Raw genomic sequence first — 24,329 nt, 5'->3', positions numbered from 1 at the left:
AAACAAAGAGGTGATGATGTTTACCGGAATTGTGCAAGGTGTGGCCGAGCTGGTCGCCATCGAAGAGAGTGCTTCATTTCGTACCCACGTGATCCGCATGCCCAGCCGGGAGTGGGGGGAAGGGTTGGCCCTCGGTGCCTCGGTGGCTCACAACGGCTGCTGTTTGACCGTCACCCGGGTCGAGGGTGAGCTGGTCAGCTTCGATCTGATGCAGGAGACCCTGCGTCTCACCAACCTCGGCCTGTTGCAGGTGGGGGACAGGGTCAATGTGGAGCGGGCTGCCCGCTTTGGCGACGAGATCGGCGGTCATGCCATGTCTGGCCATATCATCGGCATGGCAGAGGTTACCTCGGTGATCGACACGCCCAACAACCGTCAGGTGTGGTATCGCCTTGCTCCCGAGCTGATGAAATATGTGCTGACCAAGGGGTACATCGGCATCGATGGCATCAGTCTGACCATAGGTGAGGTGCGCGAGCGGGAGTTCTGCGTCCACCTGATCCCCGAGACCCTGGCCCGCACCAATCTGGGTTGGGTAAAGGCGGGCTGGCAGACCAATATCGAGATCGATCCCCAGACCCAGGCAATCGTCGATACGGTGGAGCGGGTACTGGCGGCGCGCGGGGGTCACTGAAAGGAAACGGCTCGGTGTTAATCGCCTCATAAGCAAGGGCCTGCAGTGTGCAGGCCCTTGTTATTCATATGGTGAAAATATCTACTCAACTTTTTATGACTCGCAGTCACAACATCTGCTCAGCTCTTTGCGACTTGAAGGCACAGCAGCTGCTCGGCTTTTTGTGACTCGTAATCAAAACAGTTGCTCGTCATCCGCATCCACAAACAGCTGCAAACAGTCGCGGGCTTCGTCGCGGTGAAGCCGCAGGTGGATCGGATTGCAACAGGCCATGCAATCTTCGTAAAACTCCTGATCACCCTGGCTGGCATCCAGCTCGACCCGGGTATGGTGGCCACAGTGAGGGCAGACGATGCGCTTGCTGGTGTACTCGATCATGATAACCTCCTCGGGCCCTGAGGCCGCCTATCTACCCTGATTCTAGTCGGGCTGCAGGGGGTTAACCGCGAGCAAACGCACGTTTATGACAGAGATCAAGCCTGAGGGATGGCAAGGTGCAACCGGTTGGACTGGTCGTGTGCGAGAGGAACAATCTGGTTGAGAATGACAGGTGAAAAGAGGGAAATTGCCAACGGTTGTTTGGCAATCACAGGGGGCTGGAGCCCCCTGCGGATATGAGAACGCGAGCGCAGCAAGGCGCCGATAGGCGCTACTTGACCCAGCTGGCCAACATGTCGGCATTCAGCTCGGCCAGCGAGCCGAGCTGGTAGTTGGCGATGGCCAAGCGTGGGTCACCCACCAAAGCGGGGTCCGGCACGATCAGCGCTGTCATGGAGGCCGCCTTGGCCGCCAGCAGGCCGGTAAAACTGTCTTCGATGGCTAGACAATGGACGGGCTCTACCCCCAGTTTCTCGGCAGCGTGGATATAGACATCCGGGTGCGGTTTGCCGAAACGCTCCACCTCTGCGGAGTGCACCGCCATAAAGCGATCGCGAATGCCGAGTTTGCCGAGCACCGCTTCTACCATCGCAAAGGGGGAGGAGGTCGCCAGACCCACTTTCAGGCCGCGGGCCTCGATAAGGTCGAGCGCTTCCAGCACACCGGCTTTGGCCTGACCTTCGGAGAGGATCAGGGCGTTGACCTGATCCAGAATGCGCTGCACCACCTCTTCCTGGCTCGGGCCGCTCCACGGGCGCAGGCGATACCAGTGGGCAACCAGCTGATCGATGCGCACGCCGATGGTCGATTCACAATCCTCGACGGTGTGGGGGTGACCCAGTTCGGAGAAAACGGCGATTTGGGCCCGTTGCCAAAAGGGTTCCGAGTCGATCAGAACACCATCCATATCGAAGATCACGGCAGCTAACATCTTGTACTCCTGACAAATTTGAAGAGGGGATTATAAGCCTGACGAGGAAATGCAAAAGGGGCATTGCCATGCCCCTTGCGCCCGATCACATCGGCAAACGTTTGTTTTGCTGTGGCAAAAAAGCCCTTAGAACAGTACTTCGACCTTGGCGGCCACGGCTTTGGCGTTTTCCACCGCATCCTGGCAATCCGCTGCGCGGGCCAGCGCCACGCCAAGACGGCGGCGACCGGCGATCTCCGGTTTGCCAAACAGCCGCAGCTGGGCACCCGGCACCAGCGCCAATGCCTCACCAATCCCCTGATAGCGGATATTCTGGCTGTGCCCTTCGCGCAGTACTACGGCAGAGGCGCTCGGCCCGTACTGGGTGATGGTGCCGACCGGTAGCCCCAGAATGGCGCGCACATGCAGGGTGAACTCGGAGAGATCTTGCGAGATCAGGGTCACCATGCCGGTATCGTGGGGGCGGGGGGAAACTTCGCTGAACCACACCTCATCCCCCTTGATGAAGAGTTCGACCCCGAACAGGCCGTAACCGCCGAGGGCCTCGACCACCTTGGCCGCTACCTCTTTGGATCGGGCCAGCGCCAGCTCGCTCATCACCTGTGGCTGCCAGGATTCGCGGTAGTCGCCATCTTCCTGCCGGTGGCCGATAGGGTCGCAGAAGTGAATGCCATCGACGGCGCGTACTGTGAGCAGGGTGATCTCGTACTCGAAGGGGACGAAGCCCTCGACGATCACCTTGCCACGACCGGCGCGGCCGCCTTCCTGGGCGTAGGTCCAGCTCTCATCGAGCTTGGCGAGATCGCGCAGTACACTCTGCCCCTTGCCGGACGAGCTCATCACAGGTTTCACCACGCAGGGAAGGCCGATAGCCTCGACTGCGGCGACAAACTCCTCTTTGCTTTGGGCAAAACGGTAGGGTGAGGTGGGCAGACCTAAGGTCTCGGCGGCGAGGCGGCGGATCCCTTCCCGGTTCATGGTGAGCTGGGTAGCGCGGGCGTTGGGCACTACCTTGACCCCTTCTTGCTCAAGGGCAGCAAGGGTATCGGTGGCAATCGCTTCAATCTCGGGGATGATGAGGTCGGGTTTAACCTCGGTAACCAGGGCACGCAGGGCGTTGCCATCGAGCATGTCCAGCACGTGGGCTGCGTGGGCCACCTGCATTGCGGGGGCGTTGGCATAGCGGTCGGCGGCGATCACTTCGATCCCGAACCGTTGCAACTCGATGGCGACCTCTTTGCCAAGTTCGCCGGAGCCCAGCAGCAGGGCACGGGTGGCGCCGGGGCGGGTTGCGGTTCCAAACATACGATCTCTCCTGATGTCGATGGTCATTGTTGATGATCGCTATTACACGAATAGCGGACAAAAAAGAGGCACGCATGGCGTACCTCAGGAAACGGGTTTGTGAGCGCGCTGCTCCAGATGGGTCAGCAAGGTAATGGCGCCAATGATGATGGCGGCGCCAAGCCACAGACGGCCTGGGGGCGCCCAGCCAAATACCAGCCAGCCCGCCAGCACGTTCATCGGCAGCTTGGCAAAATCGAAAGGCTGTACGAAGGAGGCCTCCGCCACGCTGTAGGCGCGAGCGATGGACATCTGGGCCAGTGCCGTCAACACGCCGGAGGCGGCTACCAGCAGCCACTGGCTCTCTCTTGGCCACTGCCACTCCGGCAGGGCCAGCATGACGTTGAACGGGGTACTGAAAATAAGCAGATACACCACTATGGTGTGGGATGATTCGTTGGCCGCCTGATAGCGCACCATCAGGGAGTAACCTGCCCAGAACAGCGCCGCCGCCACCGGCAGCAGGGAGGCCCAGTTGAATTCGTCAGTCCAGGGGGCAAGGATCAGCATGGCGCCGGCAAAGCCCGCCAGGGTGGCCAGAATGCGGGTGCGGCTCACCTGCTCCTTGAGCAGCAGCGCGGAGCCCAGGGTGGCAAACAGCGGGGAGGTCATCAGCAGGGCGATCCCCTGCCAGATGGGGACGGGGTGCGCCAGTGCCCAGAGCCAGAGCTGGATGCCGATCACTGCCAGCAATACCCGCAACAGGTGCAACCGGAACTGATTGGTCATCAGGGATTGGCGCAAGCCATGGCGAACCAGCCAGGGCAGCAGGCAGATCAGGGCGATCAGGTATTGATGGAAAGCGACCTGGGTCGATGGGAGGCCAAGCTTGAAGCTGACATACTGGCTCAGGCTGTTGACGGCGGCGAAGCAGAGTCCTGCCACCATCATCCAGACTGCACCGGCCAAAGGAGAGTGCCTGCGCGAGGGTATCATGGGATCCGGGTCGCTGGAAAAAAGTGCGGCGGATCATAACGGCAATCGTTTGTTCTGCCAAGGGTTGAAGCGCGGCCGCAGGGTTGGCTGGCGAGGAAGTGGCCTTGCATCAAAAAATTTGAACAAGTTGAGCATCTATTTTCGCTATCAGCAAATAAGCACAATGTTTAGAGTGACCTCCATCGACAGCAACGCTGTTCAACCGACAACCAAATGGAGTTTCACCATGGCCAATATCCTCGTACTCAAATCCAGCATCCTGGGTCAATATTCCCAATCCAACGCCCTGATCGACGGCTTCCTGGCTGATCATCAGGATGATGCCGTCACCGTGCGTGATTTGGCAGCCCTCAACCTGCCGGTGCTGGATGGCGAGTTGGCCTCCGGTCTGCGCGGTGGTGACAACCTCAATGAACGTCAACTGGCGGTGATCGCCCAGTCTGACGAGCTGATCGCCGAGCTCAAAGCAAGCGATCTGGTGGTGATTGCGGCCCCCATGTACAACTTCAACATCCCGACCCAGCTGAAAAACTGGATCGATCTGGTGGCTCGTGCTGGCGTCACCTTCCGCTATACCGAGACCGGTCCGGTCGGTATGGTTGAAAATACCCGTGCGCTGGTGATCAGCCCCCGTGGCGGCATGCACGTTGGCAGTGCCACCGATCTGGTCACTCCCTACATGCTTACCGTGCTCGGTTTCATCGGTATCAAAGAGGTGGATTTCATCTACGCTGAGGGGATGGGTATGGGTCCGGATGCCCAGAGCAAGGGGATGGAAGCGGCCAAAGCGCAGCTTGAGGCTCTGGCTATCTAAGGGCTCTCTATCCCGTCAGGGGTTATCTCTTCAAGGGGTTGCCCCGCCAGATACAAGAACGCAGCCATCAGGCTGCGTTTGTTTTTTGGTTTGGTGTGATTGCGACAGCCGTTATTGCAACAAGACCGTAATGCTACAGAGAGTATCGCGGCAAGCGGTCGGTATAGACGTTCCGGCGGAGTCACTACTCCATCATAAAGCGGCGACAACCGCGCACCAGCAGCAATGCCACCGTGACCAGCAGGCCAAGCAAGAGGGTGGTCAGCCACTGTTCGGTACTTTGCGGCAAGTGGGGCGTGAAGAGGCTGATCATCAACAGGATACAAAGCGTGATCAACAGGCTCTGTCGGGTCATCAATATCATGGGGTCATCCTTGGTTTGCTCACCTGAAACGATTTTAATGCCCTCTTGTGACAGGGTGATGTATCCGTGCATCACCCTGTTGGGGCTCTTCAGACCATATCAGGTTTTTACCGCAGAACCAGCGCCATCACTGGCGCTGTGATCCCGATCCCGCTAGCTCTCTTTATCTGAACTGTTTCTGCGCTGGCTGGTAGTGAAAATCGCCGCTGGCGAGCCGCGCTTCCAGTGCAGTCTGATCGATCTCCTGCGCCTTGCAGAGATCATCAAGATCGTCATAGCGATCTCGCAGCTGCATATTGACGACGCTCAGCAGCATGTTGATGTCCATGGTGGCGAATTTTTTCAAATCCATGATTATTTCTCCCGATCCAGTGATTGCAGCTGCTCGATGGCGGCGCTGACGCTGTGCAGATGCTGGCGGATCGCCTCGCGGGATTCGCTAGGCAGATAGTCGGTCAGGGTATGTTGCCAGCTGCCCGCTTCACTTTTGAGCTGCAGGAAGAGGGCGAGCCCGGCATTGGTGAGGGAGACCAGGCTGATGCGTTTATCCTGCTCGCTGCTCTCGGTAAAGATGATCCCTTTTTCGACCAGACGGCGGATCTCGCGAGAGATGCGCACCTTGTCCATGCCGCTCGCCTCGACCAGCTCTTTCTGGCTGATGGGGTAGTTGGGGCCGAGCACCATCATCAGGCGCCATTGCGGCACGGTCAGCTGGTAACGCTGTTCATAAAACTGTTCGAAGGTATCCCGTAGCATCTCGGCGGCATGTACCAACTGATAGGGCGGGTAGTGAGCGAGTAACGCTATGATTTTTGACATATTACACCCTGCTGTGACGGCTGCATCAGATGCAGTTTCTTTTGATACTTTGACATTGATGATACGAAACTCAAGCTGATTTGTCTGACCCGGTTGCGATGAAATGTGCGGTGGCGCACGCCCTCAAGGAAAAACCGGGTCTGACCGACGGGATTTTAAGCCAACGCTGTTCAGCCTTTACGCAACCAGATGAGGGCGTTCTGCTTGAGCCAGGCCTCACGAGTGTGGATGGCGTAGAGCGCGGCCTCGTCTCGGCTGCCCGCTTGCCAGCTTTGTGGCTCCTGTTTGGGCAGCTTGCGCTGACCCAGCAGGCAGGCCGGAATGTGCGGGTTGGCCTCGATGGCGACCAGCAGATGGGGCTTGGCTGCCTCGGCACCCTCGGTAGCAAAGACCATCAGCGCCTTGTTATAGAGCAACCAGCTGGAGGCTTCATCGAAGCGCACCAGCAGGGCGGCCAACGCCTGCCAATCCCCTTGCAGTGCATAGAGGGTGGAGAGGTTGTAGCGGCAACCCAGCTCATCGGCCACGCAGATTGTCAGCAGCGCCAGATACTCCGCTTTGGCCTCGCCCAGCTTGCCAAGGCGCAGCAGGCAGTCGGCGCGGCCGGCTCTGGCGGCCAGCAGAGGACGCAGCTCGGGGGCACTCCAGCCGTGGCCGGCGATTTGCTGCCAGAAGGTTTCATCAAACAGCGGAGTGGCATCGGCAATGATCTTCTCGAACCAGCCGAGGCGGGCCTGATGATCGCGGCAGCTGTCGGCCAGCTCGAACCAGGTCTGCCACTGTTGGGCCTGCTCGCCATTGAGGGCCACATCGGCACTGGGGGTGGCCTGATACTGGTCGAGGTTGAGCAACTGGTTGAGGGCGGTTTTCATGTTCTGGCGCTGTCGTTTGCAGAACTCGACAAAGGGGAGTTCGCTGGCGGCTGCGCTATAGAGCATCTGGGCCATCTGCTTGTCGCGAAACAGGCTCAGCTCTGCGGCCAGACTGAAGCGGTACTGGGTGGTCGGGTCGTTCAAATCCTTCGGCTTGGGCCAGGTGGCAAAACCCATGCTGAAGCCATAACACCATTGACCGAGGGGGTGGCTCTGTTCGAACACCTGCTCGGGGTTATCGCTGGGCAGGCGGCATTGGCTCGGCAGGGCCAGCTGGGCGTCGTCGGCTTGGGATTCCAGCTCGGCGATCAGGTGGTTGAGGGCTTCTGCGCTTTTTTCATCCAACTCGGCATCCTGTTCCAGCAGACCAACCAGCGGGCGTTGCCAGTCAGGGCTTTCCGGCCCCACCAGACGAGCACAGAGAAAACCGTGCAGGGCCGGGTAGGTCATGTCCTGATCGCTGTGGCTCTGGATCCATTGATTAAGATGGCGGGTACGAGTGGATGGGTTCATCGACAGTTCCTCTGGATTTGAACAGCCGCGAAGTCTACCTAAAAGTGGGGTTATTTGCAGCAAATGGCCGCCTGTTTGGCGATTTAATCACCATTGGCGGATAAGATAGGGGCGAAAGGGCGGCTCGTGGTGGCTTGGGGACTAGGCCGGATCACCGCTCTTGAGGTAACATGCGCTCCCATAGGGGCCATGTTCAGTTGGCCCATCCGGGTAATGAAAAAAGAGAGCACCATGATACAGATTGGCAAGATGAACACCCTCACCGTTGTTGAACTCGAAGATCGCGGCGCCTGGCTTGCGGCCGATGAGTACGGTGAACTGCTGCTGCCCAAGCGTCAACTGCCGGAAGGGGTGAAAGAGGGGGATAGCGTGCAGGTCTTCCTCTATCTGGATGCCGACTGCGAACCGGTGATCACCACCGACAAGCCATTTGCCATGGTGGACGAATTTGCCGGTCTGAAAGTGGTCAATGCCAACAAGATTGGTGCTTTCCTCGACTGGGGCATGAAAAAGGATCTGTTTGTGCCCAGCCGCGAGCAGAACAAGCCGATGCAGGTGGGCCACGTTTATCTGGTGCGTCTGCAACTGGATAACGAAGGGCGCATGGTCGGCACCAGCCGCATCGAGCGTTTCCTGACCCCGGCCGGCAGCAACTTCAAGGTCGGTGACGAAGTGACCGCGCTGCCGGGGGAGCACTCGCCCCTTGGCATCAAGGTGATCGTCAACGGTCAGTATCCCGGCATGCTGTTCAAGAACGAAGTGTTTGGCCGGGTGATGACCGGTCGGCCGCAAACCGCCTGGGTCAAGCAGGTGCGCGAGGATGGTAAGCTCGATCTGACCCTGCAAAAGCCGGGTCTGGCGCGGGTTGATGACGCCGGTGAACGCATTCTGAGCCGGATGAAAAAGCAGGGCGGCAGTCTGGCGGTGGGTGACAAGAGCGAACCCGAGCTTATCTACAAGCTGTTCAGCATGAGCAAGGGCACCTTCAAGAAGGCGATCGGCGGCCTCTACAAGCAGGGCAAGATCGTCATCGAAGATAACGCCATCACTCTGGTGGCCACAGAGACCGACTCGGCAATGGATAGCGAATAAGATGCCGAGCCCCTGTGTTGGTCTCTGCAAGGCGAAGGATGGGCTTTGCCTTGGTTGTGGCCGCACCCTGACCGAGATCGGCCACTGGTCGGCGATGGATAGCAAGGCCCAGCTGGCGGTGATGGCCGAGCTGGATGGCTCGAAAAGTACCCACCGCTGCCCGGGTTGTGGTGAACCGGCCTATTGCGCCGTCTCTGCCGGTCAGACCATCGCCCAGTGCTGGTGCAGCCAGTTGCCGGTATTGCCGATGCAGGAGGCCAGCGCTTGCTGGTGCCGCCGCTGTCTGGCCAAGGCCATCGCGGCGCAGGATTAGCACAGAACAGCAATAAGAGTGCACAGAAACAAGAAAGGCGCCGATGGCGCCTTTTTTATGCCTGCTGCTGGCGATGCCAGCGCACATGCACTTGATCTTCGGTCAACAGACGGGGCAGCAGGAAGGTGGCGAAGATCACCTCAAACTCATCCTGATGATCCAGCAAACCGACCCACACTTCGACCCAGCGCTCCATATCGACCGGCTCACCCAGCTCGGTCGACCAGTCGGCATTGGGCAGAGTCGCCTCCACGGCGCCACGCTGCTCAAACTCCAGGGTGATGTCGACAATTTGTTCGGGGGCCAGCATATCGGCGGCCTGCTCAAGAAACTGATCATAGGCCCATTCGACCAGCTGATCCGGGGTACGCTGTTCCATGAAATCACTCCAGATACATCGAGGTTCGCTACTGTAACAATTATTGGCTGTGGCGGCCAGACCAGTGCGCCGGGCGTGGCTGGCCTGTCCAAGTTGCCGTTGGGGGAGTATGGTTAAGGCGCGGATCATCTGGCAGGGAGTGAGGGGATGAAGCAGCGGGGACGGCGGCAACAGATCAAGCGACGGCGCGAGGCCTGGTGGTGGCACTATCTGCCGCTTCACCGCGAGACGGTGGGCGGCCATCTGGGCCCACCGGAGAAACCCGATGAGCCCTGAGGATCAGTCGGCCTGATGCACCCGATTGAGGGTGATCTGGCCCAGTTGACCCATTTGACGGCGGATCCAGACCGAGCGCTTCTGCACATAGGGTGACGGGGGCTTGACCCGATAGCGCCACGGATTGGGCAGGGCGGCGGCCAGCAGGGATGACTCGTAGCGGGTCAAGCGGCTGGCCGGTTTGCCAAAGTAGGTGCGGGCGGCGGCTTCGGCGCCATAGATGCCGGGGCCGAACTCCACGATATTGAGATAGACCTCGAGAATGCGGGCCTTGTCCCAACCCAGCTCCATCAGCAGGGTAAACCAGGCCTCCAGCCCCTTGCGCAGGAAGCTGCGATCACTCCACATAAAGAGGTTCTTGGCGGTCTGCTGGCTGAGGGTGCTGGCACCGCGCACCCGTTCGCTGTGCTGGTTGTGCTTGAGTGCGGCGTTGATGGCATCCATGTCAAAGCCGTTGTGATCTGCAAAGCGCTGATCCTCGGCGGCGATCACCGCCAGTTGCAGCTCCTTGGAGATGGACTCCAGATCTACCCATTGATGGCGCACCTGGGTGATCTTGGCGGGCGGAAAGAGGGCCCGCTCGATACGCCAGCTCCACATCGGCGGATCGATAAAACGCAGCAAGGCGACCGAGCCGACCGAGCAGAGCAGCCCGGCCAGCGCGATCTTGCCTGCCCACCTCAACACCCGGCGCCCAAGCGATGCAGATGGACGCTCAGGGGCCACAGAGTCAGGGTCAGACTCCCACTGATAGTGGCTGGGATCATCGGGATCCGGAATTATTGGGGCAGCCATTCGATGTGGCAGAACTTCTCGTCAACACGGCGGGAGAGCAGCATGCGGGCAAACAGGTGCTCATACTCTTGTTCTTCATTGCCAAGGCCAACCCAGATCTCGGCATAGTCGGTATCGCTCACCGCAAAGCCCACGTCCGCTTCCCAGTCATCGGCCGGGTCGGTTTCGGCCAGCAGGCCGCGGTCGTTGAACTCCTGATTGAAGCGGGCGATCTCCTGCTCCGGCAGGTTGTCAGAGGCCAGCTCCATAAAGAGTTCGAGGGCGGTATCGAGCAGTTCCTCGACGCTGTGCATTTCGTCATTCATAGACATAAGCGGTCTGTTCCAGAAAAGAGAAAAAGGTGCCATCGCAGATCACAGCCTGCGGGGCGGCGCTATTCTAGCGGTCGGCAGACCCCTTGGCGAGATGAGGCGAGCCGCTGTGGCCTGTTTTTGTGCCAATAAAAAACCGGATCCAGTGACAGGATCCGGTCTTCATTGGGGGAAGGGGTCACGCATAGGGCGTCAGCTCATCCCTTCTTGTCATCGGCGAAGGTGATGTTGAGCTCCAGTACCGACAGCTCATCACTCTTCTGATCCAGTTGGACGGTTATCTTCTCCGGATCAATGTTGACGTATTTGCGGATCACATCGAGGATGTCCTGCTTGAGCTGGGGCAGGTAATCCGGCCCCCCTCTGGATGAACGCTCGTGAGCAACAATGATCTGCAACCGCTCTTTGGCCAGTTGTGCGGTGTTCTGTTTCTTGTTGGAACGAAAATAATCCAATAATGACATGTTTAACTCCCGAACAGTCGGCTAAAGAAGCCCTTCTTCTCTTCTTCCAGAAAACGAAATTCCTTGGCATCGCCCAGCAGGCGGGACACCGCATCTTCGTAGGCCTGACCGGCATCGGACTCCTTGTCCAGAATGACCGGTTCGCCGGAGTTGGAGGCGCGCAGCACCGCCTGGGACTCCGGGATCACCCCGAGTAGCGGGATGGCCAGGATCTCCTGCACATCCTGCACGCTCAGCATGTCGCCGCGGTTGACGCGGGTCGGGCAGTAGCGGGTCAGCAGCAGGTGCTCCTTGATGGGGTCTTCGCCACGCTCGGCGCGACGGGACTTGGAGGCCAGGATGCCAAGGATGCGGTCGGAGTCACGCACGGAAGAGACTTCCGGGTTGGTGGTGACGATCGCTTCATCGGCAAAATAGAGCGCCATCAGCGCGCCCGCCTCGATCCCCGCCGGGGAGTCGCAGACGATGTAATCGAACTTCATCTCCGCCAGTTGATCCAGGATCTTCTCGACCCCCTCACGGGTGAGGGCATCTTTGTCCCGGGTCTGGGAGGCGGGCAGGATAAACAGATTTTCCGAGCGTTTGTCCTTGATCAGCGCCTGATTGAGGTTTGCTTCCCCATTGATGACGTTGACGAAGTCATACACCACGCGCCGCTCGCAGCCCATGATGAGATCCAGGTTTCTCAGACCGATGTCAAAGTCAATGACCACTGTCTTGTGACCACGCTGGGCTAAGCCGGTGCTCAGGGCCGCACTGGTTGTGGTCTTGCCAACGCCACCTTTACCCGATGTAACGACTATGATTCGCGCCATTCTCGCTTCCTTGTAACTCTATTTGATACGGTCTATTCGGAGTTGTTCGTTGTCCAGCCGGACGTGTACCGGTTGCTGGATCAGGCCCGCCGGCAATGCATCGCTCAGCTGGAATGTGCCCGCGATGGAGAGCAGTTCGGCCTGTAATTGCTGGCAATAGATCCGGGCCTGGGTGTTTCCCCGGGCACCGGCAATGGCTCTGCCACGCAGGGTGCCATAAATATGAATGCTGTCGTCGGCGAGCACTTCAGCTCCCGGACTGACGGATCCCAGTACCACCAGCGAGGTGCCGGCGGCATAAATCTGCTGGCCGGAACGAACCGGTCCCACATGTACCTTGCTCGGGATCAAGGGGGCGGGTTCGGGCTCGGGAACCACCACAGGAGCGGCTGGTGCGGGGGCAGGCTCGGGTTCCGGTTCGCTCTTGCGACTCTTGCCCGAGGCCATCACGGCCAGTCCCACCGCCTTGGCGGCTGTCTTCATCTCTTCACTGCGCGCCCCCGTGATGCCGACCAGCACAAACTCTTCGGACTCCACCAGCTCTTTGAGCTGTTCGAAATCGGGAATATGTTCCAGTCGGGAAACATTGATCACCAGCGGTGCGCAATTAAAAAAGTAGGGTGCCTGGGCCACTTTTTCGGCCAACAACTGACGTATCCGCTCAGGCTCGCCATCGCTGATATGCAACACAGAAATAGTGAAGGTGGTCCCTTTCAATTCGTTATCGCGCTCAACCATGAATCTTCCCCGAGGCAGAGATGCTAATCCGTTATTGTTATTCAATTCCTGATGTTATAGTTTGCCCCCATCAGAGGCAATAAACTCGTCGGATTATATCAATTTCCATGTTGTGTGCAGTCTATAAAAGTCGCAAAAAAGCCGAGACCTACCTTTTTGTTGAAAAAAGAGAGGATTTCTCCCGCGTTCCCGAGCCACTGCTGAGCGCATTCGGGCGTCCCGAGCTGGTGTTGATGACCAAGCTGGATCCGGCCAAGCCCTTGGGACTGGCTGATGTCGGCAAGGTGATGGCCGCGCTGACCAACCAGGGGTTCTACCTGCAGGTGCCGCCGCCCCCTGAGAATTTGCTGGAGCAACACAAGGCCAGCCTGAAAAAACCATCCTGAATATCCAGCCCCGTGGTGCGTTCTGCCCAGCGGGGCTAATTCTTTGTGACTCTGCATGACGCATTCCGGCCCCGGTGAGGTGGCCTGCGATAATCCCGTGACAGGATCTGGCCAAATTAAACCCTCCCTTTGGTGATATTCACTTTTCGCTGTTTAAATAGAAAGTCAATCTGCTCCCAACACCATATCCTCAACCTTTGCTGGCGCTCACAAAAATAGCGAGTGGCGCACGCTCATATCCTCCATTTCAACGGCTATTGGCCCATTCATCGATTATTTTCAGCCCCTTCTTTGGGCGCTTTTGACCTCCACTGCTCGATGCGTTTTACATCAAATAGGGAGTAAAGAGGGCGGTGATAACTATGCTAAAACCAGTTTGCGCGATGCGCTGTGGCCAAAATGATGAGCTAACCCCCTGTTTGTGTACTTGATTGTTTGCCCTGATCACGAAAGTGCCACATAGGAGGCAATCAATGTGGCGGCGTGATAATCCGCAGGGTGAGCGGTAACCGCGTCTTGCCAAACAAGTGTATGACCAAAGGGGGGATATTGAGCTGAGGGGGCATCTCGATATCGATTAGTTGTGGAATCGTGACCGGGGCAAGATAGCAGGTACAGGTTTCATGTAGGGGCGTAATGTCCCTCTCAATGCATTGAGAAGAGTGAATCAAGGTATGTAATTAGAGAGGCATTTAGATAAGGCAATCAGCATTGCTGTGGCGTAGCAGGGGTATATCCGCGACGCCATGCCGTGAAATGACTGGTATACCGGTATAAGTGCCCAGCATTCCATTCGGGCAATAAAAAAGGCGGGATATCCCGCCTTTGTGCAGATGAGGGTCGCAACCCTTATTTATTCGCAGGCAACCTGCATCACCTTGATGGCCAGACCGCCACGGGAGGTTTCACGATACTTGGAGTCCATGTCCTTGCCGGTGATGTACATGGTCTCGATCACCTTGTCTAGGGAGACGCGCGGCTTGGAGGTACGACGCAGGGCCATACGGGAGGCGTTGACCGCTTTCATGGCTGCGATGGCGTTACGCTCGATGCAAGGCACCTGTACCTGACCGGCAACCGGATCACAGGTCAGACCCAGGTTGTGCTCCATGCCGATTTCGGCGGCTTCGCAGACGTGCTCCGGGCTACCGCCCATCAGCTCGGTCAGACCGGCAGCGGCCATGGAGCAGGAGACACCCACTTCACCCTGACAGCCCACTTCGGCGCCGGAGATGGAGGCGTTCATCTTGTAGAGGATACCGACGGCACCGGCAGCCAGATAGAAACGGGTGTACTCGTCGCGGCCAACCGGCTGGATGAACTTGTCGTAGTAAGCCAGTACGGCTGGGATGATACCGGCAGCGCCGTTGGTCGGGGCGGTGACCACGCGGCCACCGGCAGCGTTCTCTTCACTGACTGCCAGAGCGAACATGTTGACCCAGTCAACGATGTTCATCGGATCGCTCGAGAGGTTCTCGTTGGTGTTGAGCTGGCGGTAGAGCGGCGCGGCACGACGGGGTACGCGCAGCGGGCCGGAGAGAACGCCTTCGGTACGGCAGCCTCGCTCGATACCTTCACGCATGGTGTTCCAGATCTTGCCGAACTTCTTGTAGATCTCTTCCGGAGTGTTGAAGCACTTCTCGTTTTCCATCATCAGGGCAGAGATGGAGAGACCGGTCTGGCTGCAGTGGGCAACCAGCTCAGCGGCGCTCTTGAACGGATAGCGTACGGACATGTCGCCGCTGTCAGCCTTGCCGAAGTTCTCTTCGTCAACGATGAAACCGCCACCGATGGAGTAGTAGGTCTTGCTGTAGACCACTTCATCTTCGATCAGAGCAGTCAGCTTCATGCCGTTTTCGTGCAGCGGCAGGGCTTCGTCGTGGAATACCATGGCGTCACGCGGGAAGCTGACGGTGTGGCAGTGCAGGCCGATCGGCAGGCGCTCGGTCTGCTCAACACGGGAGATAAACTCGGGGATGGCATCGATATCGACATTTTCCGGCAGGTTGCCAGCCAGGCCCATGATGATGGCGGTGTCGGTATGGTGGCCTTTGCCGGTCCAGGAGAGGGAGCCGTAAACATCGACATTGATCCGGGTTACATCGCGGATCTTGCCGCCCGCGCGCAGCTCGTCAACAAACTGTTTGGCCGCTTTCATCGGGCCAACAGTGTGGGAAGAAGAGGGGCCTACACCGATTTTGAAGATATCAAAAACGCTGATCATGTCACTATTACCTCAGGGTAGAAGGGGGCGGCATGCCCACTCACAGAAATTTGGGAGATCCATGGAACGCGCTTGTCAGCGCAGGTCACAGAACCAGATAACCGTAGTGTAACGGCTCCAGACCTAAAAAAAGTTGAAATAGATCTATTTTTGTTGAATCTGAGGCGCGAGTATAAAATTTATTTTTGTGCTTATCCATTTTGTTAAGCGTTTGCCCATAAAAATACCCGGCGATGCCGGGCATTTAGGAACCAAATGGAGTCATTTGCCGTTTTTTAACATTCGGTAATGTTAACGGCGAGGCCGCCACGGGCCGTCTCCTTGTATTTGGTCTTCATGTCGTTGCCGGTCTCCCACATGGTCTTGATCACCTTGTCGAGCGACACCTTGTGCTCGCCGGTGCCGCGCAGGGCGAGGCGGGCGGCATTGATCGCCTTGACCGCCCCCATGGCGTTGCGCTCGATGCAGGGCACCTGCACCAGTCCGCCGATGGGATCGCAGGTGAGGCCGAGATTGTGCTCCATGCCTATTTCGGCGGCGTTCTCCACCATGGCCGGGCTGCCACCCAGCAGTTCGGTCAGCGCGCCAGCCGCCATGGAACAGGCGACTCCCACTTCTCCCTGACAACCCACTTCGGCGCCGGAGAGGGAGGCGTTCTTCTTATATAAGATGCCGATGGCAGCCGCGGTGAGGAAGTAGCGGATCAGCGTCTCGTCATCCACCTTGTGGACGAAGCGATCGTAGTAGTGCAGCACGGCGGGAATGATGCCCGCAGCGCCATTGGTGGGGGCGGTGACCACCCGGCCACCGGCGGCGTTCTCCTCGTTGACCGCCAGCGCAAAGAGATCGACCCACTCCATCACCATCAGCGGATCCTTGTTGAAGTTGGTCTCGCAGCTTAGCTGGCGGAACAGCCCCGGGGCGCGGCGCCGAACCTTGAGGCCGCCCGGCAGCACCCCTTCGCTCTTGCAGCCTCGCTCGACGCAGCCCTGCATCGCCTGCCAGATCTTGCGCAGCCCCGCTTTTATCTGCTCATCGCTACGAAATACCCGCTCATTGGCGAGGATAAGCCCCGAGATGGAGAGGCCGCTCTCCTGACAGTGGGCCAGTAGCTGGGCGCCGCTGTCGAACGGGTAGGGGACAGGGTGTTCGGCATCGGACTTGGCGGCCTCTTCTTTGGCGGTGGCAAAGTGGCTCTCTTCAATGATGAAGCCACCCCCGATGGAGTAGTAGGTCTGGCTGAAGCGCAGGTTTTCCTCTTTATCAAAGGCGCGCAGAGTCATGCCATTGGTGTGGGCCGGCAGGGTTTTGCGACGGTTGAAGATGATGGCACCGGTGCGCGGAAAATGGCTTGGTTGCTCGCCTGCCAGCTGCAGGTTCTGCTCCTTTTCCACTCGAGCCAGAATGGCGGGAATCGCATCGATATCGACCGATTCCGGTTCAAAGCCCGATAACCCCAGAATGATTGCCTTGCCGGTACCGTGCCCTTTGCCGGTCTGGCCCAGCGAGCCGTAACACTCCACTTCGACCCGCGTGACCTCTGGCAGATGGCCTTGCAGCTTGAGCTGCTGGACGAAGGCATAAGAGGCACGCATGGGGCCGACGGTATGGGAAGAGGAGGGGCCAATTCCGATGGAAAACAGGTCAAACACGCTGATCATGACATCAATCCGGTGATGGTTTATGTCTGTTTATTCTAGGATTTTTGCCGTGGATGGAAAGCGGGGATGTGCGGTGCTGTGACATGGACACAGATAATGGGGCTGGGGGGACCAAGAAAGTTGAAGGGGCTGATCCCCTTCAACCGGCCTGATCAGTCGAGAAATTCGCACAGGTAGGCGGTGGGGGTTTTCACTTCCAGTTTGAAGGAGGAGTGACCGGCAACCAGGAAGGATTCACCCTGGCTGTAGGTGTGCCACTCATCTTCATCAGCCAGCTGGATGGTGAGGGCGCCCTTGATCACCGTCATCCGCTCGGGGGCGGCGGTGTTGAACAGGTAGTCACCGGCGTTCATCACCCCGACGGTTGATTTCTCGCCTTTTTGTTCGAAACCGATGGATTTTACATTTCCGTCGAAATACTCGTTAACTTTCAGCATCTTTACATCCCTGTGTGTACGTTTGTGCAGCCAAACTAGCACAATCTTTTGCCAGTTGTCATGGGGGATGAGGTAAAAATCGCCGAGACCGCTTTGAATCTTCACTTTTTCGCAAACTTATTAATAGCCAAGGTTAATGATTTGCTGATTTAAAACAGCAATTAAATGTGAGATAACACGCGCAAACAGGGGAATGGGCAGCCGCTCATTCCCCTGTTTGGTTAATTGCACTGGGAAAAGTGTGAATTTTGCTACATAAAGGAACATATTGTGTTAACTAAAGGACTCATTAAAAACATCGGCTTCCAGGTTGTGGTCGCCATGGTACTGGGCGCAGTGGTCGGCGCGTTCATGGGTGAACAAGCCACCGTGTTTGCACCGCTCGGTACCCTGTTTATCCAGCTGATCAAGATGCTGGTGATCCCGTTGGTGGCGGTTGCCATCCTCTCCGGCGCCGCCAATCTGGGCGCCAGTCCGGCTGCGGGCAAGATCGGTGCAGCGACGCTGGCCTTCTTCCTCGTGACTTCAGCGTTGGCCGTGTTGCTGGCGCTGGTGATGGGGCAGATCTTCAAGCCGGGTGTCGGGGTCGATTTCGCTTCCGTTGCCTCCATGTTTGGCGGTGACTACGCCGATAAAGGGGCGCTGCCGGATGCAGTCGCCACCCTGCTTGGCATGATCCCCACCAACGTCTTCAACTCCCTCAACGAAGCGAACATCCTGCAGATCCTGGTATTCTGCATGTTCCTCGGCATTGCGCTGGCCAAACAGCCGCGCGAGCGGGCCAAGCCACTGGTCGATGGGCTCAATACCTTGGTGGATGCCTTCGTCTGGATGATCAACAAGGTGATGATCATCGCGCCGCTCGGAGTGTTCGGTCTGATGGCGGAAGCCATCGGTACCTATGGCTTCGATGTGCTGACCCTGGTACTCAAGCTGTTCGTGGTCTATGTGGCTGCCATCCTCATCTTCGGCTTTGTGGTCTACCCGCTGCTGGTGATGATGTTCTCCAACACGCCCGTGATGAAGTACCTCTCTGCCATGAAGAAGCCGCAGATCGTGGCCTTCTCCACCGCCTCTTCCATGGCGACCCTGCCGGTCAATATGGAGACCTGCGAGCATGATCTGAAAGTGACCAACGCGACCGCCTCCTTCGTGTTGCCGCTGGGTGCCACTATCAATATGAGCGGCAACGCCATCTATTACGGTCTGGTCGCCATCTTCTTCGCGCAGGTTTACAACATCGATCTGAGCGTCGGTGCCTGGGCGGCCATCATTGTGACCTCCACTCTGGGGGCGATCGGTCAGGCCGGTGTGCCGGGCCCAAGCTTCCTGGTGGTTGCCGTGCTGCTGGCGGCCGGGATCCCCATCGAAGGGCTGCCGCTGCTGTTCGCGCTGGATCGTCTGTTCGACATGATCCGCACCTCCCTCAATATCACCGGCGATGCGGCCTGTGCTGTCATTGTTGACCGCTTCAGCCCGGAATATGACCCAGAGCGCTGGAACAAGGCATAATTGCTTTGAGCTGGACTGAGATATAACAGCCCTAAGCTGACACTGCGTAACGCGAGCCCCTGCCATGATGGTGGGGGCTTTTTTATATCTGCCGGACAAGTATCAGAGCAACGGTGTGCACAAGAGATTGCTGACGGATTTAGCTGTGTTGAATGGAGAGTACAGGAGGAGAAAACATCAGTTGTGGGCATGGGCCGTGTGGCGTCAACCGGCCTGTTGTGGATGCCTGGGTAGGGGATTGTCAAACGACGGGTAACAAAAAGGGGAGCCTTGCTCCCCTCGGATATGATCTGCTGCTGGTTCTACTCCATCAGGCCATATGGTTAAACCATCCTGGTTACACCCTTGTGGCGAAAGAAACAGCGTCAACGTGATGAAATCATATCTATGTTGACCATCTCGGCATTATTACTGAAAAGCGCCAGTTGGTGGCGATTAAACAGACATGGCAAAGAGGGTCGGTCCGGATTGATGCCTCTCTATCCGGCTCAGAACTGTGACAGTGAGGGCAGAGAGACAGCAACCAGGGTGAAAAACACCGTGAAAACGGCAGTAACGACAAACTCTTTCATTTTTCTCTCCCTAAGTTGTTGGTTGATGCAGTCAAGATACCATAACAAGGGGGTAAAACAAGATGTAAATTGATAAAATAGCTTCTTTGTGTGTGTGGTTGGTTGAGATGGCTATTTTTGTCATATTGAGATGATTTTATCACCTGATCTGGTATGCCAGGCATTCAAGATTCTGCCTTTATGATTATTTCATTTAAATTCAATTAGTTGTTGAGCTACTGGTTGGTTTTGTGATGGGTTTTGTATGGAGCTCAAATGACTTTTTATAAGTTTTCACCCTTGTAATAGTGTCATTGAGGCCATAAAAAGTGTTCAAGACCATAGTTTGACGATTCCTGACGTAGATAGCCCATCCAAAAGAAGTCTATGGAGAGAGTCTGGTTGCCAACCCTTGTCGCACCATCACTTTATCAGTCCAGTGTCTCCGCATTTTTACAGCAAAACACTGGGGGCATAGGGAGGAGAGCCGTGCATCGGGGGGATATAGAGTGGCAGCTGGCTGTTTTATCACCGCCAATTTCCCCGTCGGCCTCGGAGTCGACATGGCCGCAGCAAGAGTGAGGTGCGCAATAGGGCAGAGGCATACTCTCTGGCTGGGCTGGGCTGGGCTGGGCTGGGCTGGGCTGGGCTGAGCTGGGCGCGAGCAGCGATTTGCGTGGGCGATGCACCTGCGTGAGTCATGTGATTGCAATACGAGAGCTGCGCCGGAGCATGGTTGGGTAAGATATCTGCGTCCCTTCTACAAGATTGAGATATAAAAAGCGGCGTATGACGAGGAGGCCGAACAAGCCCGTTTCAGGGTCGACAGAGCACAGGTCAACGCAATCCGGTTCGCAGTGATAAAACATCCACGACAATACCGGAACTCTGTTCGTAGGCTGAAGCCGGTTGGTGTGAGGAGGGGAAGGCTGGTGATCTGTCAGATGGCGCAAGGGTAGGGAATCAGGCAACCCTTATGGTGAGGGCCACAAAGCGTGCGGATGCCCCCGTTTTTGTAAGATATTAAAAAACCCTCCGATGGAGGGTTTTTGTCATCAACAGCTGGTAAAAAGCCGCGAGGCTTAGAACAGGGTGGTGGAGAGGTTGTAAAGCTCCTGATCGAACGGACGCTTCATGTTCTCGATGCAGTCGATGATGTCGTGGTGTACCAGCTCGTTGCGCTGGATACCGACGCAGCGACCACCGTGACCAGCCAGCAGCTGCTCAACGGCGTAAGCACCCATACGGCTGGACATGATGCGGTCACGGGCAGTCGGGGCACCGCCACGCTGAATGTGGCCCAGGATGGTGGCGCGGGTTTCACGACCGGTCAGGGCTTCGATGTCCTTGGCCAGCGCGTTCACGTCGGTCACGTGCTCACAGATGGTGATGATGGCGTGCTTCTTGCCCTTGGCTTCGCCTTCCTTGATCTGCTTGAGCAGCTTCTCTTTGTCGAAGGCTACTTCCGGCACGATCACATATTCGGCACCACCGGCAACGGCGGCAGACATGGCCAGATCGCCACAGTGGCGACCCATGATCTCGACCACTGAGATACGGTGGTGGGAGCTGCAGGTGTCACGCAGACGGTCGATGGCGTCAACCACCACGTTCAGAGCGGTATCAAAGCCGATAGTGAAGTCGGTACCGGCGATATCGTTGTCGATGGTGCCCGGCAGGCCGATGCAGGGGAAACCCTCTTCGGTCAGCTTCTTGGCACCCATGTAGGAGCCGTCACCACCGATGACGACCAGCGCATCGATACCGTGCTTTTTCAGATTTTCGATCGCTTCGGCGCGCACTGCGGGGTCTTTGAAGGCAGGGAAACGGGCGGAGCCGAGGAAAGTACCACCACGGTTCACCACGTCGGAGACGCTGTGACGCTCCAGCTTGACGATGCGATCCTGGTGCAGGCCGAGGTAGCCATCATAAATACCGTAAACTTCCAGGCCATGATGCAAACCGGCGCGAACCACGGCGCGAATGGCTGCGTTCATACCGGGTGCGTCGCCACCACTGGTCAAAACACCAATACGTTTGATTTGTTTGGTCATGAGTGCCTCTGGATCTGAGTTGTCAAATACGAATGTTTAAATAGACAAGCCACTTTTACTATATCGGCTTTCATATGGGATGCGGGGGCCACCATAGGAAAAGCGATACAAGAGAGGGGACGAGCCCCTCTCTTTGCCGTAATCAGCGATTACTTGGCAGCGCCAGCGATGATCTGGGAGAAGTCGTCCACTTTCAGGGACGCACCACCGACCAGGCCACCGTCGATGTCCGGCTGACCGAACAGGTCGGCTGCAGTGGCGCCAGTAACGGAACCGCCGTACAGGATCTGTACTTTGGCAGCAACAGCGGCATCAAAACCGGCCAGGTACTGACGGATGTGAGCGTGAACGGACTGAGCGATCTCCGGAGTGGCAGTCTTGCCAGTACCGATGGCCCATACCGGCTCGTAAGCGATAACGGCGTTGTTGAAGGAGGCGATGCCGCAACGGTCGATAACAGCTTTCAGCTGGGTCTCAACCACGTTCTTGGTCACGCCGGCTTCGAACTGCTCCAGAGTTTCACCGATGCACAGAACCGGCACCAGGCCGCCTTTCTGGATCGCTTCGTACTTGGCAGCAACCACGTCGTCACTCTCTGCGTGCAGGGTACGACGCTCGCTGTGGCCGACCAGAGAGTAGGTGCAACCAAAGGCTTTCAGCATGGAGGGGGCGTTTTCGCCGGTGAAGGCACCAGACTCGTGAACGTCAGCGTTCTGGGCACCGTAGGCAATCTTGCTGCCAGCGGTCAGTTGCTCAACCAGACCCAAAAAGATAACCGGCGGGCAGACGGCGACTTGTACAGAAGGATGAGCGGCAGCAGCCGGGGTCAGTCCTTTGATCAGAGCTTCTACAGAAGCTTTGGTGCCGTTCAGTTTCCAGTTACCCATTACCAGGTGCTGTCTCATCTTGTATATCTCCTAGGCATTTGATTGCGCGACATTATATGAATTGAACCGAGCCCAAGATAGCTGACCCGGCGGCAAATGACGTAATTTTTTTTCGCTTTCCTGATCCAAATCAGGAATGAAACGCTTGATCGCTCATTCGTTAACCTGCCCCCGCAAGCGAGCCCACCATACCCCAATCCATTCGTGGATGGCAGCTTCGGAATACATCAGATAACGCCCTTTGGGTAAATAACTGTAGAGGGGCTGGGGTACCTGGCTCTGCTTGGCGGTGTAGTCGGTGGGGGCCGGCACGGCCTTGAGTCCCTGACCCTGATAGAGGGCCATGGCACGTGGCAAATGAGTGGCCGAACTGACCAGCGCCACCTCTTTTCCTTTCAGATGGCGGCTGATACTGACCGCTTCATCATGAGTGTCTTTGTTGTTTTCAAACAACGTCATTCGCGAACGGGATATGCCGAGGCTCTCGGCCATCCGGGCATTGACATCGGCATTGGAGAGGGTATCCCCCGATACATAGCCGGAGAACACCAGTTCGGCGTCGGGATAGGCCTGGGCAAGGCGAACCCCTTCGAGAGTCCGTGCCAGCGAGATATTGTTCTGCCAACTGCGCATCGGCACCGCCGGGTCGCTGACATGGCCATTGCCGAGCACTACTATGGCATCGATGTTGGGATGCTGGCTCACCTCGAACGGCGGGAAGGTCTGCTCCAGCCCGCGGGCCAGTTCATAGCTCACCGGCCGCATCCCCATCAGCGCCACAATGAGCAGCGAGAGAGTGGCCAGCAGCTTGCCGGTTTTCTGAAAACGGGTGAACCAGAGCAGCAGCAGGGCGACCAGCAGCAGGGAGAGGGAGAAGGGGAGCGGCATCAACAGCTGACCAAGCCACTTTTTAATCACAAACACGGCAGACACTTCCTTGAGTTTTCAGCAAATTCGGGATGTGACAGAATACCTCTCTTTTTTGGGATGGCCACAACCCTGTGGCGCTAATGTTGAGTTTCTCCTTGAAGCACGATCAGAGTTTTGACGGGCGCGCCGACAAGTTCGCCCGCAACATTTACGACTCCACCAAGGGGCGCATCCGCACCACCATTGTCTGGAGCGACATCGAAGCCTGCCTGGCCCGCCTTGGCAACCGTCCGCTGCGCATCCTCGATGCGGGGGGCGGTTTTGGCTATTTCGCCCAGAAGCTGGCGGCCATGGGCCATCAGGTGGAGCTATGCGATCTGTCAGCAGAAATGCTGGAACTAGCCCGCAGCCAGATCGCCGAGAAGGGGCTGGAAGACAAAATCCGTCTCATCCATTGCCCCATTCAGGATCTGAAGCAACACGTGACCGGCACCTTTGATCTGGTGCTCTGCCATGCGGTGCTGGAGTGGCTCGCCGAGCCGCGCCAGACCTTGCTGGGTCTGTTCCCTTTCGTCAATGCCGGGGGCATACTGTCGCTGCTTTTCTACAACCGTCATGGTTTGCTGTTCCAGAGCCTGGTGGTGGGCAATTTTGACTATGTGCGCCTTGGTCTTCGCAAGAAGCGCCAGACTGCGCTTACGCCCACCAATCCCCAATTGCCGGAGCAGGTCTATGACTGGATTGGTCGCGGGGGGCTGCGCATCATCGGCAAGACCGGAGTGCGGGTGATCCACGACTATATGCGTCACAAGCAGGATCAGGTGGAGAAGTTCGACGATCTGCTGGCCATGGAGCAGCAATATTGCCGTCAGGAGCCTTTTGTCGCCCTCGGTCGCTATATCCATGTGATGGCCCAGAAGCCGGCCAGCTGATTGCTCGCAGTTCACGTCGATGTGAAC

The 24,329-nt window shown here is 57.5% G+C and carries 28 protein-coding genes; 8 read left to right on the top strand and 20 right to left on the bottom strand.

All coding sequences use genetic code 11. The features are described from left to right. Window positions 1-16: 16 nt before the first annotated feature. Window positions 17-634: a riboflavin synthase subunit alpha gene (locus ACTG1K_RS14375; protein ID WP_440005833.1), complete on the top strand. Its 618-nt coding sequence runs from the start codon at window positions 17-19 to the stop codon at window positions 632-634. 174 nt (window positions 635-808) lie between these two features. Here the strand turns inward: ACTG1K_RS14375 and ACTG1K_RS14370 are convergent, their stop codons facing one another. From ACTG1K_RS14370 to ACTG1K_RS14355, 4 genes are all read right to left on the bottom strand, one after another. Next, the gene (locus tag ACTG1K_RS14370; protein WP_005336871.1) at window positions 809-1,012 is read right to left on the bottom strand and encodes a CPXCG motif-containing cysteine-rich protein; all 204 of its coding nucleotides are present in this window, start codon (window positions 1,010-1,012) and stop codon (window positions 809-811) included. Between the two features lie 271 nt (window positions 1,013-1,283). Continuing rightward, window positions 1,284-1,943, bottom strand: coding sequence for a hexitol phosphatase HxpB (gene hxpB / locus ACTG1K_RS14365; RefSeq protein WP_440005831.1), 660 nt, complete (start codon window positions 1,941-1,943; stop codon window positions 1,284-1,286). 126 nt (window positions 1,944-2,069) lie between these two features. Then, window positions 2,070-3,248, bottom strand: coding sequence for a formate-dependent phosphoribosylglycinamide formyltransferase (gene purT / locus ACTG1K_RS14360; protein ID WP_440005829.1), 1,179 nt, complete (start codon window positions 3,246-3,248; stop codon window positions 2,070-2,072). An 84-nt stretch (window positions 3,249-3,332) separates the two neighbouring features. After that, complete coding sequence (locus tag ACTG1K_RS14355) at window positions 3,333-4,223, bottom strand: DMT family transporter (RefSeq protein WP_440005827.1); 891 nt, start codon at window positions 4,221-4,223, stop codon at window positions 3,333-3,335. 226 nt (window positions 4,224-4,449) lie between these two features. Between ACTG1K_RS14355 and ACTG1K_RS14350 the strand changes: the two genes are divergently transcribed. After that, window positions 4,450-5,037, top strand: a complete 588-nt coding sequence (locus ACTG1K_RS14350) for an FMN-dependent NADH-azoreductase (protein ID WP_440005825.1) — start codon at window positions 4,450-4,452, stop codon at window positions 5,035-5,037. Between the two features lie 184 nt (window positions 5,038-5,221). Here ACTG1K_RS14350 and ACTG1K_RS14345 read toward each other — a convergent pair whose 3' ends face one another. The 4 genes from ACTG1K_RS14345 to ACTG1K_RS14330 form a co-directional block, all read right to left on the bottom strand. Continuing rightward, the gene (locus ACTG1K_RS14345) at window positions 5,222-5,401 is read right to left on the bottom strand and encodes a hypothetical protein (RefSeq protein ID WP_440005823.1); all 180 of its coding nucleotides are present in this window, start codon (window positions 5,399-5,401) and stop codon (window positions 5,222-5,224) included. Between the two features lie 163 nt (window positions 5,402-5,564). Next, window positions 5,565-5,753: a DUF4250 domain-containing protein gene (locus tag ACTG1K_RS14340; protein ID WP_257724851.1), complete on the bottom strand. Its 189-nt coding sequence runs from the start codon at window positions 5,751-5,753 to the stop codon at window positions 5,565-5,567. 2 nt (window positions 5,754-5,755) lie between these two features. After that, window positions 5,756-6,220 (bottom strand): MarR family winged helix-turn-helix transcriptional regulator, encoded by a 465-nt coding sequence (locus ACTG1K_RS14335; protein ID WP_005336856.1) that lies wholly within the window; start codon window positions 6,218-6,220, stop codon window positions 5,756-5,758. A 170-nt stretch (window positions 6,221-6,390) separates the two neighbouring features. Next, window positions 6,391-7,605, bottom strand: coding sequence for a UPF0149 family protein (locus ACTG1K_RS14330; RefSeq protein ID WP_320545018.1), 1,215 nt, complete (start codon window positions 7,603-7,605; stop codon window positions 6,391-6,393). 231 nt (window positions 7,606-7,836) lie between these two features. Here ACTG1K_RS14330 and ACTG1K_RS14325 point away from each other — a divergent pair, with 231 nt between their 5' ends. Continuing rightward, complete coding sequence (locus ACTG1K_RS14325) at window positions 7,837-8,697, top strand: CvfB family protein (RefSeq protein WP_265784033.1); 861 nt, start codon at window positions 7,837-7,839, stop codon at window positions 8,695-8,697. A 1-nt stretch (window position 8,698) separates the two neighbouring features. Then, window positions 8,699-9,010 carry a DUF1289 domain-containing protein gene (locus ACTG1K_RS14320; RefSeq protein WP_100653668.1) on the top strand — a complete coding sequence of 104 codons (312 nt, stop codon included), beginning with the start codon at window positions 8,699-8,701 and terminating at the stop codon, window positions 9,008-9,010. A 55-nt stretch (window positions 9,011-9,065) separates the two neighbouring features. On the opposite strand, the gene ACTG1K_RS14315 is transcribed toward ACTG1K_RS14320, so the two are convergent. Then, window positions 9,066-9,389, bottom strand: a complete 324-nt coding sequence (locus ACTG1K_RS14315; protein WP_005336851.1) for an HI1450 family dsDNA-mimic protein — start codon at window positions 9,387-9,389, stop codon at window positions 9,066-9,068. 147 nt (window positions 9,390-9,536) lie between these two features. Between ACTG1K_RS14315 and ACTG1K_RS14310 the strand changes: the two genes are divergently transcribed. Next, entirely contained in the window at window positions 9,537-9,665 is a 129-nt protein-coding gene (locus ACTG1K_RS14310) for a hypothetical protein (protein WP_019445852.1), read from the top strand. 3 nt (window positions 9,666-9,668) lie between these two features. Here the strand turns inward: ACTG1K_RS14310 and mtgA are convergent, their stop codons facing one another. The 5 genes from mtgA to minC form a co-directional block, all read right to left on the bottom strand. After that, window positions 9,669-10,460 (bottom strand): monofunctional biosynthetic peptidoglycan transglycosylase, encoded by a 792-nt coding sequence (gene mtgA / locus ACTG1K_RS14305; RefSeq protein WP_162632605.1) that lies wholly within the window; start codon window positions 10,458-10,460, stop codon window positions 9,669-9,671. After that, the gene (locus tag ACTG1K_RS14300) at window positions 10,445-10,771 is read right to left on the bottom strand and encodes an HI1450 family dsDNA-mimic protein (protein WP_005352317.1); all 327 of its coding nucleotides are present in this window, start codon (window positions 10,769-10,771) and stop codon (window positions 10,445-10,447) included. Before ACTG1K_RS14300 ends, mtgA begins: the two co-directional genes overlap by 16 nt. Window positions 10,772-10,968: 197 nt before the next feature. Further along, entirely contained in the window at window positions 10,969-11,235 is a 267-nt protein-coding gene (gene minE, locus ACTG1K_RS14295) for a cell division topological specificity factor MinE (RefSeq protein WP_005336848.1), read from the bottom strand. A gap of 2 nt (window positions 11,236-11,237) precedes the next feature. After that, window positions 11,238-12,050, bottom strand: coding sequence for a septum site-determining protein MinD (gene minD / locus ACTG1K_RS14290; RefSeq protein ID WP_005336847.1), 813 nt, complete (start codon window positions 12,048-12,050; stop codon window positions 11,238-11,240). Window positions 12,051-12,068: 18 nt separating this feature from the next. Further along, complete coding sequence (gene minC, locus ACTG1K_RS14285; protein ID WP_058056865.1) at window positions 12,069-12,788, bottom strand: septum site-determining protein MinC; 720 nt, start codon at window positions 12,786-12,788, stop codon at window positions 12,069-12,071. A gap of 107 nt (window positions 12,789-12,895) precedes the next feature. Here minC and ACTG1K_RS14280 point away from each other — a divergent pair, with 107 nt between their 5' ends. Further along, window positions 12,896-13,174, top strand: a complete 279-nt coding sequence (locus ACTG1K_RS14280; RefSeq protein ID WP_005360946.1) for a YcgL domain-containing protein — start codon at window positions 12,896-12,898, stop codon at window positions 13,172-13,174. Window positions 13,175-14,027: 853 nt separating this feature from the next. Here the strand turns inward: ACTG1K_RS14280 and ACTG1K_RS14275 are convergent. From ACTG1K_RS14275 to ACTG1K_RS14265, 3 genes are all read right to left on the bottom strand, one after another. Then, window positions 14,028-15,398, bottom strand: coding sequence for an L-serine ammonia-lyase (locus tag ACTG1K_RS14275; RefSeq protein WP_005336844.1), 1,371 nt, complete (start codon window positions 15,396-15,398; stop codon window positions 14,028-14,030). Between the two features lie 275 nt (window positions 15,399-15,673). Further along, window positions 15,674-17,059, bottom strand: a complete 1,386-nt coding sequence (locus tag ACTG1K_RS14270) for an L-serine ammonia-lyase (protein WP_416245210.1) — start codon at window positions 17,057-17,059, stop codon at window positions 15,674-15,676. A 152-nt stretch (window positions 17,060-17,211) separates the two neighbouring features. After that, window positions 17,212-17,496, bottom strand: a complete 285-nt coding sequence (locus tag ACTG1K_RS14265) for a pyrimidine/purine nucleoside phosphorylase (RefSeq protein WP_005336842.1) — start codon at window positions 17,494-17,496, stop codon at window positions 17,212-17,214. 270 nt (window positions 17,497-17,766) lie between these two features. Here ACTG1K_RS14265 and ACTG1K_RS14260 point away from each other — a divergent pair, with 270 nt between their 5' ends. Further along, complete coding sequence (locus tag ACTG1K_RS14260) at window positions 17,767-19,008, top strand: dicarboxylate/amino acid:cation symporter (RefSeq protein ID WP_005360943.1); 1,242 nt, start codon at window positions 17,767-17,769, stop codon at window positions 19,006-19,008. Between the two features lie 1,633 nt (window positions 19,009-20,641). Here the strand turns inward: ACTG1K_RS14260 and pfkA are convergent. From pfkA to elyC, 3 genes are all read right to left on the bottom strand, one after another. Then, complete coding sequence (pfkA, locus tag ACTG1K_RS14255) at window positions 20,642-21,613, bottom strand: 6-phosphofructokinase (RefSeq protein ID WP_005336840.1); 972 nt, start codon at window positions 21,611-21,613, stop codon at window positions 20,642-20,644. Between the two features lie 149 nt (window positions 21,614-21,762). Then, window positions 21,763-22,518, bottom strand: coding sequence for a triose-phosphate isomerase (tpiA, locus tag ACTG1K_RS14250; RefSeq protein ID WP_040069280.1), 756 nt, complete (start codon window positions 22,516-22,518; stop codon window positions 21,763-21,765). Between the two features lie 135 nt (window positions 22,519-22,653). Next, window positions 22,654-23,424 carry an envelope biogenesis factor ElyC gene (gene elyC, locus ACTG1K_RS14245; RefSeq protein WP_440005818.1) on the bottom strand — a complete coding sequence of 257 codons (771 nt, stop codon included), beginning with the start codon at window positions 23,422-23,424 and terminating at the stop codon, window positions 22,654-22,656. Between the two features lie 101 nt (window positions 23,425-23,525). Here elyC and cmoM point away from each other — a divergent pair, with 101 nt between their 5' ends. Further along, on the top strand, window positions 23,526-24,302 hold the full coding sequence (cmoM, locus tag ACTG1K_RS14240; protein ID WP_031227571.1) for a tRNA uridine 5-oxyacetic acid(34) methyltransferase CmoM: 777 nt from the start codon (window positions 23,526-23,528) through the stop codon (window positions 24,300-24,302). The last annotated feature ends 27 nt before the right edge of the window (window positions 24,303-24,329 follow it).

Source organism: Aeromonas sp. 102P, assembly GCF_051920345.1.
Taxonomy (GTDB): Bacteria; Pseudomonadota; Gammaproteobacteria; order Enterobacterales; family Aeromonadaceae; genus Aeromonas; species Aeromonas veronii.
The sequence above is the reverse complement of the archived record's forward strand: the minus strand, read 5'-3'. Positions and strand labels throughout refer to the sequence as shown.

Coding starts and splice junctions, on each gene's coding strand:
- ACTG1K_RS14375 (WP_440005833.1), top strand. CDS start 17: ATGTTTACCGGAATTGTGCAAGGTGTGGCCGAGCTGGTCGCCATCGAA.
- ACTG1K_RS14370 (WP_005336871.1), bottom strand. CDS start 1,012: ATGATCGAGTACACCAGCAAGCGCATCGTCTGCCCTCACTGTGGCCAC.
- hxpB (WP_440005831.1), bottom strand. CDS start 1,943: ATGTTAGCTGCCGTGATCTTCGATATGGATGGTGTTCTGATCGACTCG.
- purT (WP_440005829.1), bottom strand. CDS start 3,248: ATGTTTGGAACCGCAACCCGCCCCGGCGCCACCCGTGCCCTGCTGCTG.
- ACTG1K_RS14355 (WP_440005827.1), bottom strand. CDS start 4,223: ATGATACCCTCGCGCAGGCACTCTCCTTTGGCCGGTGCAGTCTGGATG.
- ACTG1K_RS14350 (WP_440005825.1), top strand. CDS start 4,450: ATGGCCAATATCCTCGTACTCAAATCCAGCATCCTGGGTCAATATTCC.
- ACTG1K_RS14345 (WP_440005823.1), bottom strand. CDS start 5,401: ATGATATTGATGACCCGACAGAGCCTGTTGATCACGCTTTGTATCCTG.
- ACTG1K_RS14340 (WP_257724851.1), bottom strand. CDS start 5,753: ATGGATTTGAAAAAATTCGCCACCATGGACATCAACATGCTGCTGAGC.
- ACTG1K_RS14335 (WP_005336856.1), bottom strand. CDS start 6,220: ATGTCAAAAATCATAGCGTTACTCGCTCACTACCCGCCCTATCAGTTG.
- ACTG1K_RS14330 (WP_320545018.1), bottom strand. CDS start 7,605: ATGAACCCATCCACTCGTACCCGCCATCTTAATCAATGGATCCAGAGC.
- ACTG1K_RS14325 (WP_265784033.1), top strand. CDS start 7,837: ATGATACAGATTGGCAAGATGAACACCCTCACCGTTGTTGAACTCGAA.
- ACTG1K_RS14320 (WP_100653668.1), top strand. CDS start 8,699: ATGCCGAGCCCCTGTGTTGGTCTCTGCAAGGCGAAGGATGGGCTTTGC.
- ACTG1K_RS14315 (WP_005336851.1), bottom strand. CDS start 9,389: ATGGAACAGCGTACCCCGGATCAGCTGGTCGAATGGGCCTATGATCAG.
- ACTG1K_RS14310 (WP_019445852.1), top strand. CDS start 9,537: ATGAAGCAGCGGGGACGGCGGCAACAGATCAAGCGACGGCGCGAGGCC.
- mtgA (WP_162632605.1), bottom strand. CDS start 10,460: ATGGCTGCCCCAATAATTCCGGATCCCGATGATCCCAGCCACTATCAG.
- ACTG1K_RS14300 (WP_005352317.1), bottom strand. CDS start 10,771: ATGTCTATGAATGACGAAATGCACAGCGTCGAGGAACTGCTCGATACC.
- minE (WP_005336848.1), bottom strand. CDS start 11,235: ATGTCATTATTGGATTATTTTCGTTCCAACAAGAAACAGAACACCGCA.
- minD (WP_005336847.1), bottom strand. CDS start 12,050: ATGGCGCGAATCATAGTCGTTACATCGGGTAAAGGTGGCGTTGGCAAG.
- minC (WP_058056865.1), bottom strand. CDS start 12,788: ATGGTTGAGCGCGATAACGAATTGAAAGGGACCACCTTCACTATTTCT.
- ACTG1K_RS14280 (WP_005360946.1), top strand. CDS start 12,896: ATGTTGTGTGCAGTCTATAAAAGTCGCAAAAAAGCCGAGACCTACCTT.
- ACTG1K_RS14275 (WP_005336844.1), bottom strand. CDS start 15,398: ATGATCAGCGTTTTTGATATCTTCAAAATCGGTGTAGGCCCCTCTTCT.
- ACTG1K_RS14270 (WP_416245210.1), bottom strand. CDS start 17,059: ATGATCAGCGTGTTTGACCTGTTTTCCATCGGAATTGGCCCCTCCTCT.
- ACTG1K_RS14265 (WP_005336842.1), bottom strand. CDS start 17,496: ATGCTGAAAGTTAACGAGTATTTCGACGGAAATGTAAAATCCATCGGT.
- pfkA (WP_005336840.1), bottom strand. CDS start 21,613: ATGACCAAACAAATCAAACGTATTGGTGTTTTGACCAGTGGTGGCGAC.
- tpiA (WP_040069280.1), bottom strand. CDS start 22,518: ATGAGACAGCACCTGGTAATGGGTAACTGGAAACTGAACGGCACCAAA.